Annotated in this window: 12 protein-coding genes; 6 read left to right on the top strand and 6 right to left on the bottom strand. The window is 42.9% G+C overall.

Going from position 1 to position 13,143, the window contains the following annotated elements; all coding sequences use genetic code 11:
* The first annotated feature begins 244 nt into the window (after positions 1–244).
* Both CXF83_RS16545 and CXF83_RS16550 read left to right on the top strand, forming a co-directional pair.
* On the top strand, positions 245–1,321 hold the full coding sequence (locus CXF83_RS16545) for a CNNM domain-containing protein (protein ID WP_101093364.1): 1,077 nt from the start codon (positions 245–247) through the stop codon (positions 1,319–1,321).
* Between the two features lie 134 nt (positions 1,322–1,455).
* Positions 1,456–3,198 carry a bifunctional metallophosphatase/5'-nucleotidase gene (locus CXF83_RS16550; protein ID WP_101093365.1) on the top strand — a complete coding sequence of 581 codons (1,743 nt, stop codon included), beginning with the start codon at positions 1,456–1,458 and terminating at the stop codon, positions 3,196–3,198.
* A gap of 88 nt (positions 3,199–3,286) precedes the next feature.
* Here CXF83_RS16550 and CXF83_RS16555 read toward each other — a convergent pair whose 3' ends face one another.
* The 4 genes from CXF83_RS16555 to CXF83_RS16570 all read right to left on the bottom strand — a co-directional run bounded on the left by CXF83_RS16555 (position 3,287) and on the right by CXF83_RS16570 (position 5,182).
* Positions 3,287–3,790 carry a GNAT family N-acetyltransferase gene (locus CXF83_RS16555; protein WP_232775201.1) on the bottom strand — a complete coding sequence of 168 codons (504 nt, stop codon included), beginning with the start codon at positions 3,788–3,790 and terminating at the stop codon, positions 3,287–3,289.
* Positions 3,791–3,809: 19 nt separating this feature from the next.
* Positions 3,810–4,325 (bottom strand): GNAT family N-acetyltransferase, encoded by a 516-nt coding sequence (locus CXF83_RS16560; RefSeq protein WP_101093367.1) that lies wholly within the window; start codon positions 4,323–4,325, stop codon positions 3,810–3,812.
* Between the two features lie 132 nt (positions 4,326–4,457).
* Positions 4,458–4,760 (bottom strand): NrfJ, encoded by a 303-nt coding sequence (locus tag CXF83_RS16565; RefSeq protein ID WP_101093368.1) that lies wholly within the window; start codon positions 4,758–4,760, stop codon positions 4,458–4,460.
* Positions 4,761–4,954: 194 nt separating this feature from the next.
* The gene (locus tag CXF83_RS16570) at positions 4,955–5,182 is read right to left on the bottom strand and encodes a DUF3820 family protein (protein WP_101093369.1); all 228 of its coding nucleotides are present in this window, start codon (positions 5,180–5,182) and stop codon (positions 4,955–4,957) included.
* Between the two features lie 567 nt (positions 5,183–5,749).
* Here CXF83_RS16570 and CXF83_RS16580 point away from each other — a divergent pair.
* The 4 genes from CXF83_RS16580 (at position 5,750) to CXF83_RS16595 (ending at position 8,673) form a co-directional block, all read left to right on the top strand.
* A complete protein-coding gene (locus tag CXF83_RS16580; protein ID WP_101093371.1) occupies positions 5,750–6,493 on the top strand; it encodes an AAA family ATPase in 744 nt (247 codons plus the stop codon).
* Positions 6,453–6,908, top strand: a complete 456-nt coding sequence (locus tag CXF83_RS16585) for a CopG family transcriptional regulator (RefSeq protein ID WP_101093372.1) — start codon at positions 6,453–6,455, stop codon at positions 6,906–6,908. The genes CXF83_RS16580 and CXF83_RS16585 overlap by 41 nt, the downstream gene beginning before the upstream one ends.
* Before the next feature lie 222 nt (positions 6,909–7,130).
* Positions 7,131–7,955: a zinc-dependent peptidase gene (locus CXF83_RS16590; RefSeq protein ID WP_101093373.1), complete on the top strand. Its 825-nt coding sequence runs from the start codon at positions 7,131–7,133 to the stop codon at positions 7,953–7,955.
* A 220-nt stretch (positions 7,956–8,175) separates the two neighbouring features.
* Positions 8,176–8,673 (top strand): nuclear transport factor 2 family protein, encoded by a 498-nt coding sequence (locus CXF83_RS16595; RefSeq protein ID WP_101093374.1) that lies wholly within the window; start codon positions 8,176–8,178, stop codon positions 8,671–8,673.
* Positions 8,674–8,750: 77 nt separating this feature from the next.
* Here CXF83_RS16595 and CXF83_RS16600 read toward each other — a convergent pair whose 3' ends face one another.
* On the bottom strand, positions 8,751–10,151 hold the full coding sequence (locus tag CXF83_RS16600; RefSeq protein ID WP_101093384.1) for an HDOD domain-containing protein: 1,401 nt from the start codon (positions 10,149–10,151) through the stop codon (positions 8,751–8,753).
* Between the two features lie 525 nt (positions 10,152–10,676).
* Entirely contained in the window at positions 10,677–12,302 is a 1,626-nt protein-coding gene (gene aceB / locus CXF83_RS16605) for a malate synthase A (protein WP_101093375.1), read from the bottom strand.
* Between the last annotated feature and the right edge of the window lie 841 nt (positions 12,303–13,143).

Below are 13,143 nucleotides of genomic sequence, written 5' to 3' on the forward strand. Positions count from 1 at the left end.
TTTGGCCAGTAACCTAGGCCTCCTAATATGCTCATGCTGCTATTTCATACACTTATACTCAATGTTTCATCCGCCAAACCAAGACAAACCCACTAAGCAAAGGATAACGGACTGCACATAGAGGCAAAAACCGCGAAAAATAGCGTCTAAACTTCATTTGCTCATATCACGGATAATATAAACCTGTGCTAGAATCCGCTCAGACCAATGTTGGTCCGCCATTTGGAAGTGTAATTTCACCTGTATGATAACTCTTGTCATTATCGTTTTTGTCGCCATTACTATCTCTTTTCTTTGTAGTGTGTTTGAAGCAGTTTTACTCTCAGTCACACCCAGTTATATCGCCACTCTTGCCGCAACAAACCCCGCTGCAGCAACAAGGTTGAATAAACAAAAAGAAAACGTTGAATCTCCACTCGTTTCTATCCTTACTTTAAATACCATTGCTCACACTGTTGGTGCCGCTGTTGCCGGCGCGCAAGCCGCTAAAGTGTTTGGTGACGAGATGTTAGGCGTGTTTTCAGGTGTGCTTACCTTTCTTATTTTGTTCTTCTCAGAAATCATTCCTAAAACATTAGGTGCAAACTACTGGCGCTCACTTGCCCCAACAGTCTCAATCGCCTTAGTGTGGATGGAGCGTGCAACCAAGCCACTTATCTGGATGTCTAAGCAGGTAACCCAACTAATGGGTAAAGGCGATGAAGGTCAGTATATTCGTCAAGAGATGAGTGCAATGGCAGAAATTGGTAGAGTCTCTGGCGAACTAGATGAGCAGGAGTCAAAAATTCTGACTCAAATGTTGTCTGTTAAAGAGATGCCTGTCACCACCATCATGACACCTCGTACGGTGATGTTTAAGCTACCAATAACATTAACCCAAGGTGATTTTGCCACTACATATATGACAAAACCCTTTACCCGAATCCCCGTTTACCAAGATGAACCCGATAATATTATCGGCTACATCAATCGTAACGACGTACTGCTGGCAGAGCGGAAAACGCCGAATGAGCCCATTGCAGTGCTGAAGCATAACTTACTGGTCATTCCTGAGACTGCAAAAATTCTACCGCTATTTGAGTTAATGATTAAGCGTAATACCAAGATTGCGATGGTGGTTGATGAATACGGCTCAGGTGAAGGCATTGTGACGCTGGAAGATATCGTCGAATCACTTCTAGGACTCGAAATTGTCGATTCCAACGACCCTGTCACAGATATGCAGCAATTAGCGCGTAAATTGTGGAGTCGTAGAATGAAGCATAAAGGCATTGTGCTGTCAGACGACGGCGAGTTTGATGACAAGTCAGATAAGGGCTAATTATCTTGCATACCCAAGCCGCTTGGGTATCAATAAAAAAAGGGAGCTTAGCTCCTTTTTTTAACCGCCAAAATCAGTATTTCACCAATCAGAATGGTTAGTGCTATAATTCTTGTTTGGTTCTGAGGATTAAGATGACGTCTAATTACACTTTAAAACTTGCCCACATCAACGACACACATTCTCATTTCGACGCAAACCGACTGCAGTTTACGATATTCGAGCAACAACAAGCATTAACGCTATACACTCATAGTGGTGGATACGCACGTATTGGTTACCAACTATCTCAGGCCAAATTGTCGGCCAAAGCCAATCAGCAATCGTTTCTGTTCTTACATGGCGGCGACAGCTTTCAAGGCACACTTTACTTTAAAGAGTTCAAAGGCAAAGCCAATTCGGATCTGCTGAACCTGTTAAAGCCCGATGCGATGGTACTCGGTAATCATGAAATAGATGCAGGTAACGGCCCGGTCTTAGATTTCCTTAACGATATCCAGTTCCCTTTACTTGCGGGCAATATGGATCTAAGCCAAGAAAGCCAACACAAAACAGCACGATTGGCCTCGCACCCTAACCTTTATGATTACGACAACGACACGCAGACAGCCAAGTATATTTTAAAGCCACTGCAGGATAAACAAGTCGCTATTGTCGGGATCACGCTTGATCAAATGAAAGAGATTGCCCGCCCCGACGAAGATACGCATTTTATCAATGCCATTGAAACGACGAGGCGCACCGTCGCTAAGCTTCATGCAGAAGGTATTGTTCACATCATCGTGCTGAGTCATCTTGGGTTAGACCAAGACAAAATACTCGCCCAAGACGTTGATGGGATCAGTTTGATTGTTGGCGGCCATTCTCACACGCTGCAAGGGGATTTTCGCGAGTTGGGATTAAGCAATATGCCTTATGCGGAGCGCGTGAACAACACGCCGATTGTGCATGCTGGAAAATACGCCGAAAACATAGGCATCGCTGATATTACGTTTGATGACAAAGGCACAGTGACAGATCTTAACGGCGGCAATCATTTTATGCTCGACCAGCAATTTATATTGCAAGCGGGTGAAGGTGAAGTCAGCGCTGATAATTATCTGGCGATCCGCGCAAAACTTGACGCTAACCCGGCTATTTTTTGGGATGGCGAAGACAGTGTCATTCAGCAAGCTATCCTTAAAAAATATCGGCCAACGCTTGATGCCCTCGACAATCAAATTCTCGGCTTTGTGCCAAGAAACCTCATTCATACACGCTTACCGAGCAAAGCACTGCCCCATGGCAGTGAGATAGCGCCTTTGGTCAGCCGGAGTATGTTCCAAGAAACTGTCGATATGGGCATTGAAGTTGATTTTGCACTGCACAATGCCGGTGGTGTTAGGCAGTCACTTAACAAAGGGCAATTAAGCCTTGCCGAAGTGATCGGCCGTATTTTGCCGTTTGACCTGCCTTTAGTGACCTACCAAATTCAAGGCCGCTGTCTATTTGAGATGTTAGAATCTGCCATTAATGCTGCCACGAATAATAGTGTCATCGGCACTGGAGCAGGCAGTTTCCCTTACACCTATGGCCTTAAGTATTTTTATGATGGCAGACAAACCTTAGGTGGACGGATCATTAAGCTTGAAATTATGCGCCACGTTGAAGGCATACCGCAGTGGTTTGATATTGACCCTGAACAACAGTATATCGGCGTGTCATCAGCATATACCGCATCAGGTAAAGAGGGTTACTCACCTATTTTACAGTCCAGCTGGCAGCGCAGTGTCGAGACGCTCACCTTAGCAGAAGCTTTTATTCGTTTTATGGCACGGCCGGAAACACTCGTGGACGTAATAGAGCCACAGGTGCATTACACTAGCCATAGACGTTAACGCTGATAGCTGCCCATTAGCGTTAGCTAACAGAACAGAACAGAACAGAGTACCTCGTTATTTGATGGGGTATTCTTTCAATCCAACGTCACTTATTTATCAGCACTTTACTCATGCTAAAGTTAACTAATACCTGCCCTGCGCGTGGATGTCGGTTCTTTGAAAGCACCTTATATCCCTGTTTTTCGAAAAAGGGCTTGGCTAAATAAGATGCCTCAACCGTGAGTTCTTTTATATGTTGCGCCGCAGCATACTCTTCTAAATAGCCGTAAAGTGCAGTGGCCACTCCTCTTCCGGTAAAATCAGGGTGACTAAACAGACAATCGATGTCAGCCGTAAGCACCTCTTCAGCGCCGTCCGATGGTTTAAGCCGTGCAGGCTTGAGGTTGATAAACCCCGCAATAACGCCTCTCTCAACCGCCACCCATGTTGTAGTAGGCTGTAACCTTGTAAGCCAATCTTGATGACTTCGAGGCGCTTGTGACCACACTGCACGTTCATCAGCACTATAGTGGCTACTGGCTCCCTGCGTGATACTCAGGTGGAACAAGGTCGCGAGTTGGTCGACATCCTGTTCAGTAAACAATCTCACACTCATCATTTTATCCAGCTTAACTTTGCTCCTGTACTGACAGCACTTTACTCATTAAATAACCCATTATAATTTGACCGCGCTTTTCTTGATAACTGCGATGGTGGAGTCTAAAGCCATGAGAGAGAAACAGCGGTTTTGAAAGCTTAGAAGCATCCACTGACAAGTTACTGATATTGGCGGAAGTCGCCCAAGTTTGTAATTGCGTGAAAAGTGCAGTGGCGATCCCCCGATGTTGATAATCAGGGTGGACATAGAGACTGTCAATATAGCCACGAGTATTAAAATGAGTCTCAAGGTTGACCAAACCGCAACAAAAAGGCACACCTTGTACATCACGTTCATCATCGATCATTAGCCAAGCTTTTGATCGTGATAGCCTTTTGTGCCAATGGTAGCCGGAACGAGGCGAAGATGACCAAGCTTGTTTCTCTGCTATAGAGTAAACATCATCGGCGATAACATTAATGGCCAGATGAAATAAGTGGCTAACTTGGACCGCATAACACTTGCTATAAGGAATAATTCTGAGCATGGCAATCAATCAAACGAAACAATAGCGTTATTTTGCGCTAGTTCATGACAAAAGAAAACGGCGCAGACAAAGTCTGCACCGTTTTCTTATACTGTGATACCAGTTGAGCTCTTAGCTACAACCAGACCCGTATTACTTCTTGTCGATACTGCCAACAAACAATAGCTTGTCAAAAGTACGATTTAACGTTTTGCTGGCAAAGTCGCTCATCCACATCTGCTCTTGAACAACGACGTTATCGCCTTTCTTAACTTCAATTTGTGGACCCGCTGCCCAAAATGTTTGGTCAGCTTCTTTAATCTGTACATAGGTATAACCGCCGCCATTCATAGTATCCATGACAGTACCTTCATGCATAACACCTTGAGCCCAAGCGCTAGACATACCAAGAGCCAGTGTTGCTGCTGCAGCCAATTTAACTATTTTAGCTATCATCGGAAATTTCCTTTCAAAGTTATCAATTCAAATATATTAAAGCATGCAATAAAGCATAAATCTCTAATACTCTTCACTAATCATAACCTAATCTCCAACTATTAGACGCAACTCTCATTCCAAAGGAAATTTAGCCCTATCACGGAACTTTTTTAAGAAGCAATTAATACCCATTGCATTAAGTAATAAATCGGTCACCTTGCCCGTTTTACCTTGTCGAGCAGGGGTTGCAACATACCTTCAAGCCCATTGAGCTTCACTTCATACATTAACGCCAGTTGCTGCCCCAGCTTGCCCTCAGGAAAACCTTTTGAGTGAAACCACACCAAGTATGGCTCTGGTAATTCGAGTAAATAGCGCCCAGCATATTTGCCAAAGGGCATTTTCTGGCTAATCGCTTCTTGTAATAATGTCTCATCCACTGTGCTGCATCCGTGTTTATGACTGCTGCTGATTCATCGGCAAAGCCTAACATGGAGTAGGATTCAAAGGCGTCATTTTTTATAACGCGCTTATCGCTTTACATTCTCGAGCACTGAATGGGTACTAAGTGGTTATGACCCACGAACCCAATATAATCAATTAGTATATAAGTAATAGATAAAGGTCACTTTTGAAATATTAAACTTAAGAGTGATAACGATATTACCTAACTACTGGGTAAACACACCCGTTTAGACTACATATTTACGCCCTAAAAACCACCTAAGCCACTAATAAAATTAACAAACAAGCTTAGTAAGCCTTTTCACTGACTGAAGTGTCAAAAAACCAACGAAAGCGCTTTTTTTGTCAAAAATACTTCATCAGTCAATTGAAATAAAAGTGTCAAAAATCATACCGTTGACCTTAAGCCTATCGCAGCCTAAATTAATGTTACAGCTGTTGCATTGGGTGACAGAAGTTAATAAAGCTATCCCAATAAAACCAGTGCGCATCCAGCAGCTTCTTAACAGTCAGATAAATAAACGCGTACTTGAGGAAAAAGCATGATTATATTAGTTGGTGGTGAAAAAGGCGGTAGTGGTAAAAGCTGTTTAGCGCAAAATATTGCCGTTTTCTTAACAGCAGAATGCCAAGCTTCAGTGATTATGGTTGATTGCGATCCTCAACGTACCACTTCAGACTGGATCCATGCCAGAAATAACAACCCAGAATTACCCAGTATCAACTGCGTACAGTTATACGGAAAAATACGTAATGACTTACTCAGTCTTGAGCAACACTATGACTATGTCATTGTTGATTGTGGTGGCCAGGACAACCTCGCCCTTCGCGCAACAATGTCAGTAGCATCACATGTACTCATGCCGCTCAGACCTAAACGCCGAGACCTTAAAACCGTGAGTCATATGGATGATATTGTCGCAACATGTATGATGATTAACCCAAAAATGCGCGCAACATTTGTCATAACCCAATGCCCTAGTTTACCTAACCAAGCTAACCGTATTTTAGAAGCTAAAGAAGTGTGTAAAACCTATGACATCAACGTTCTTGATGCCATTACTTATAGCCGAAACATCTATGATGACAGTGAAGAGTCAGGCTTATCTGTGTTGGAAATTGAACCACAGGGTAAAGCTGCCAACGAGATCCGTGGTATAGCCACCGAAATGCTACAAGTGACTAATGCAACAGAGATACGCAATCGTATCGCCGAAAAACAGATGAAAAAGATGAGAGGTGAATATGGGTCTGACAGATCTCAAGAAAAACTCTACGCTGTCTAAGTCTACTCATCATAAAATCCAGACATCTCAGTTAGCGTTAGATGATTTAATTGATGATTTCATCAATGATGCTAACCGCTATGCTGTCGGAGAAGCGCAACTTGCTCCCTCAACAAATAAGGTGATTGAGCTAAACTTTAACAAGCACCCATTGAATTTGTCTGCATTGAATGTTCTCGCTGACGATGTGTCCGTTGTAGCAAAATCGGCAACGGTTAAAAGAATAACAAAAGGAAATGCTCCGTTTAGAAAATCAACATTCACATTGAGTGAATCTGCCATTGCCCATCTGGCAACCTTGGCTGATGACGGTGATGTTGCCAAGTCAAAACTAGTGCGCTTTTTAATTGAACATCATTTTAATAAGACACAACAAGAGAGAAAAGAAATAGAGAAAAGTATTATTGTAGAGTAACCACCCTCCCAACTTAGCTGGCAGAAATGGAAACGTTTTTAATTATTGATCTGTCAGCCTTTTTTTATCCTATCAAGACTCCATCAACTGCTTATTTCCCATAAAAAATCCCGATATTGCACTTTTATCGTTGAATTCCAACTGCCTAGTCCACATATCATTAACATTAGCCACATTATCGGTAACGAGGATCTTGGCTTCACATGTTAATTAGGGATTCTGATGCTTGCGATTTTATTGATATTACTCATTAGCGGTAGCGCTATTTTTTGGATTGTTAGTCGAACATGGCGTGCCAACCGGCGCAGAAAAATGCTGACTCAAGCGCCCTTTCCCCAGGCTTGGCGTGTCATTCTAAAAAAGCGAATCCCCTTTTTCCGCTCACTTCCTACAGATCTGCAACTGCAGCTGAAAAAACATATCCAGGTGTTTATTGCAGAGAAACAGTTTGTTGGGTGTGACGGTCTAGAAATTGATGATGATATTCGCGTGACGGTGGCAGCCCAAGCATGCTTGCTGCTACTCAACCGCAAAACTGACTTCTACCCACACTTAAAAGAGATCCTTATCTATCCATCCGTATTTGTCGTTAACAATGAACAACGCGATGCAAATGGCCTAGTGTCAGAGCGCAGTCGAGTTCTCTCGGGGGAGTCATGGCAGCATGGCAAAGTGATCCTATCGTGGCAAACCACCAAAGAGGGCGCAGCAGTGCCTGATGATGGCAGTAACGTGGTCATTCATGAGTTTGCTCACCAACTTGACCAAGAGGACGGTAATGCTAACGGCGCGCCTATATTAACCCGAACACAAGACTATGCATCTTGGTCAGCCGTAATGATGCAGGAGTACCAACAATTAGTTGAAGCCAGCCAACTGCAGCAATATTCATTATTTAGCTATTACGGTGCAACCAATCCCGCTGAGTTTTTTGCTGTGATTAGTGAAGTATTCTTCGAACAACCTCAAGCGTTTATAACCCAACATTCAGCGCTATATAAGGAGTTGAGCACTTTTTATAAGCTCGATCCTGTAAACTGGCAGTAGGACTGTAGACCTATCGCACTAATTTTTGCGATCCTTTGTGATGTAGCATAATGTATTCGTATCAGACTTAAGCGATGGCACCTAACGGGCTAAATGACATAACGCCCAGCTTGCTAAAACGGCGGCAAAAACAACCGTGAAAGAGCAATAGCCCCTAATACATTATTGAAAATACAATCGATGAGATGCACTAAAACAAAACCAATATCATGAGGGATTTATGTTTAACCTACACCATAGAACATCAACATTATGGCGAGCAACACTATTAACATTGCTATTATTTGGATTCAATGCCGCTGCGCAAACAAGCAGCCAAAATGATGATAAGCAACAAGCAGCAGCCCTTCTGGACCACCTTAATATCTATTCAGCTAATGCTGATTGGGACAACTATTTTGACCTGTACGCTGACAATGGCATATTTATCGGTACAGATGTCAATGAACACTGGGATAAGGCGACATTTGAGCAATATGCGCGACCCACAAAAGGTTGGCGTTATGACTTAACCAGCCGAGTAATGACTCAGCATGGGGAGGTTATCTGGTTTGATGAAATTCTTAATAGCGCATCTTACGGAGTGAGCCGTGGCACAGGCACTTTGATAAAGACTGAACAGGGTTGGAAAATTGCCCAATATCATTTGAGCTTTCCCATTCCAAATGACATTGCAAAATCGATTACAACGCAAATAATTGCAGCTGACGCCCCTTAGCATAACGATAGCGCTTTAGAGTATGGGGGTACACGTCCCAATTAACATTGAGAGCGTCAACTAAAAAAGTAAAAAGGCTACTTAACTGCAGCAGAAAAACAGACATTGGAAAGTTCAGCAAAATGGCTAAAACCTACAAAATCCTCTTTGCTCAAGCGCCTTCCTGAAGTGTCTTTGTCGGCATATAAAACGCCAATCACCGTATGGTTCATAATCAAGGGCGCAACCATAAAGCCTGAAGGTGACGTCAATGCCCTTAATGTATCATCCATATAAAGCCGCCATTTACTTGAATGTGGATTATCAACAAACAGCGCACTCTTGATTTGAATAGACTCTTGAAACAGATTTTTATCTCCATTGAGATCGATAGTAAAATTGTTTTTCATCTCAGCTGCACCGTCGCCTAATACGATACGCGGCTGCAATGCCTTGCGGTTTGGGGTGAGCAACAACACCGCACATCGGTCAACCCCCACACCTTTTAACACTCCCTGAAGCGTTATCGACAAGACCTGGTTGAAATCAGCCTTGTTCAACGCACATTGCGTTAATGCCCGTAGACACTTTAACTGTTCAAACACATCGGCAGCTCTTATTACAGGCTGAGGCTCAGGGACATTGTGCTCAAGAATAAGTTGGTTTACATCTGGTAAAAAATCAATTAATACATGGGCGCCGTAAGCATCCGCCATGATTTCCGTGGCTTTATGACAGCGGATCATGCGCGCTTTTAATTCATCAATTTCAATATTTAAAATATTGGCAGTTTGTTTTAAGCGTTTAGATAATTCCAGTATCGATGGCGGTGTTTGCGACAGAAGCTGGCTAAGTTTGTTGGCAAGAAAGATACTGCGAATTTCAGGGGTACGTTCATCAGGCTGACTAAGCGATTTTATCAATACACTGCCTAACCCCCAGCTACGAGCGATACCGGCTGAAAGTTGTTGAAAGCTAGTGCCTAAAACCTCCCTAACAGCCTTGTCACGCTCCACTGTCGATTGGCATTTATTGAGCTTGGCGTCTAACACTAAGGTTTCTGCACAACCAGTCCCCCAAAAAGCGCTCTCTCCGATATGATAAAGAAGTGAAGCGATAAAGACCTCCTCTTGCAACTCCTCATCATGATCGTGCATCAGCATTTTGGTTAACATCGCCGCCTGAAAAGCCTGCGCCATTAAACCCAGTAGACGTTTATAAACCCCTTCAGACAAACCTTCAGTTTCCAGTAGGCTACTCAGTAACTTTGCAGTAATACAGATATTCTTTATCGCATCAAAACCCAGTACTACCGCCGCCTTACTGACCGTGGTCACCTGAGTGATGCCTTTACTGTAGGTGACGCTATTGGCCACTCGTAAAATTCGCGATGTAAGCGCGTTATCATGCATCACGCTTTGACCTAATATCGCCAGCGAAGAAATATCATCTTTAGCCAGTTTTTCTAACGTTTTAACTGTCGAGCATAGTGCAGGCATCTCCTGCTCACTGATCCTGTGCGTCCAATAGTCCGCACCTCTTAACTTAGTATCTTGTATGCTGTTAGCTTTCAAATGCGACTCTACTTATGGCAACTTAAGCGGCCAAACGTCTATGTAGGATATAGCGCTTTTTACGGGTTATTTTCAGCGCTGACTTTAGCAGTCTAATAGCATTAATTGTATACGAAATCGGCGTAGAATGCAGGATTCACTGGCCTTACGGCGACGTTTAACTGACATTTATGGTGAATATGGGAGGCTTAAGAAGAATAAAAAAATGCGACCCCGGAGGGCCGCCAATCACAAACGTAAACAGTCATCACCATACTGGGAAGCAGGAGAGTACTCTTTTTATTAAAAACCCGCATAGTACGTAGGAATACTACGCGGGGGACACAAGCCGCAAAAGGCAGCCAAACTGTAAAACCAATCAGCAACTAACACTTTGTAAAACTGAAATTTTAAACCCTATTTTACATTCAATCTTTAAATGCACTGTTAACCTATTCTGTAAAATAAAACTTATGCAATAAGGAGCTCATAAACGGGCTGAGTGATAAAATCAACCAGCTCATCTGCAGTCGTCGTTTGTTCAAGAATAACCGCGGCTTCGGTAAAGCGACCATGGGTGAATCTATCCGCCCCCACCTCCTCTTTAACGTGAGCCAGCTCTTGAAGCAACATGTCTTTAAACAAAGATTTTGTGACTAATGTGCCATTCGATAGCTTCTGCTGATGCTTAATCCACTGCCAAATCGAGGTACGAGAAATTTCGGCCGTGGCAGCATCTTCCATTAAACCATATATAGGGACACAGCCATTACCGTTGATCCATGCCTCTATATAGCGCAATGCAATACGAATATTGCGACGCATTCCATCTTCTGTACGCTCACCTTTGCAGGCTGACAAGAGCTCCGGAGCAAGTATTGGTGCATCGACATCGCGAGTGATATGCAGCTGATTGACATGATTATCTCCAATATACTGATTGAAGACTTCCATTGCGGTATCAGCCAAACCTGGATGGGCCACCCAAGTGCCATCATGACCATTTCGCGCTTCAAGCTGCTTGTCTTGACGTACTTTATCTAGGATCTGTTGATTCTCTTTGGGATCTTTTGCAGGAATAAATGCAGCCATACCGCCCATCGCTAACGCGCCACGCTTATGACACGTTTTAACCAACAAGCGCGAGTATGCACTCAGAAAGGGGGTATCCATTGTCACTGATTGTCTGTCAGGTAATATACGGTCACTATGGTTATTCAGTGTTTTTATATAGCTGAATATATAGTCCCAACGCCCACAGTTAAGCGCCACAATGTTTGAGCGTAATTCATATAAAATTTCATCCATCTCAAACACGGCAGGTAGGGTTTCTATTAAGCAGGTACATTTAATCGTGCCAGGTTGTAGACAAAAACGCTCCTCTACAAACGCAAATACCTTTGCCCACCAACGCGCTTCTATATGGCTTTCAAGTTTAGGAATATAGAAGTACGGGCCACTGCCCTTACTTAACAACTGACGATAGTTATTATAAAAATAGACACAAAAGTCGAATAAAGCCGCGGGTATCGCTTGCTCTGCATAGCTTACGTGCTTCTCCAACATGTGTAGCCCACGTACACGACAAATCAACACCGCAGGATCAGCAGCTAACGTATATGATTTACCCGTTTCTGCAGAGGTATAACTGATGTCACCGTTAATGGCATCACGTAAATTAATCTGCCCTTCAATCACCTTATCCCAACTTGGAGCAAGTGAATCTTCAAAATCAGCCATAAACACTTTTGCATTGGCATTAAGCGCGTTAATCACCATTTTGCGATCAACCGGCCCCGTTATTTCAACGCGCCTATCTTGCAAGTCATGGGGGATCCCTCTGATCTTCCAGTCACTTTCACGAACGGCTTTAGTCTGTTCAATGAAATCAGGCAACTGACCTTTATCGACAAGCCCTTGCTTTATCTTTCGGTTGGCGAGTAATGTCGGTACATCGTTAGCAAAGTGCTTACAGAGCGTTTTAAGTAAACTTACCGCACCTGCTGTTAATACCGTTTCTTGTCCACTGACAGTGCTAGCGGTAATCACAAGTTCATCTTCAACAACGCTATTATCAATTGTGATCTGTTCTGCCATCAACTTTATCTCCAAACTGTATCGCCTGTATGTATGCTTCATGAAACCGCCGACCTGCGGTGGTGTATCTAGCGCGGCTAAATACGGCTTCTACAATGCAATGGACTCTTTTTCTCTTGAGTAGAAAATCGCAGCCCAACAAAAAACATACTCTGAGGTATATACCCAAATGACCTCGAAATGCCGACTCCTGCATTTCGAGGTCACTTTGGTTTATGTCGTTATTTGTAATAAAAGCTAACGATAAACCGCGACTGATGCAAGTAATCCCAGGTTAGTCACCCACTCAAAAGAGGATTGTAATCGCATGTGCAACATGGTTACCAACAGCTAAAAACTCATTCAATAACCACTAATAACAAACACTTAACCAAATACGATGTTTATGTAAGTTTAAAAATAAAGACCTGTAAGACCAGTTGACCAAGCAAGCTCGCTAGAATTACATTCCGTAAATTAATTACGACATGTAAACCATTTAATACGGTTGACATTGAGCATGAAAATATCGCGAATATCGGAAAGTGTTTACACTTCTCTTTGGCGTTAATCAAATAAATTCTTAATTACCAGCGAGTTAAAAGCATAATGAACAATCATCAATGTAAACGACCGTTTAAATTTGACGTTTACGTTAAGTAGAAGTTAAGCATTTGGGTGTTAACAACTCAGGCCGAGGGTGAATAGTGACTAACATCACAAAAAATATTGGTTTTATGTTGAGTTTTTTTAAAATAATGACTTAAACCAATCTAATAGCCCCCATTTACAGGCCTACATTAGTGCAAAACTCATCTTACCTGCTCGGCTGTGCCGCTAAACTTTGCAATGCAAAAATATG

The organism is Shewanella sp. Choline-02u-19, from assembly GCF_002836205.1.
Classification (GTDB): Bacteria; Pseudomonadota; Gammaproteobacteria; order Enterobacterales; family Shewanellaceae; genus Shewanella.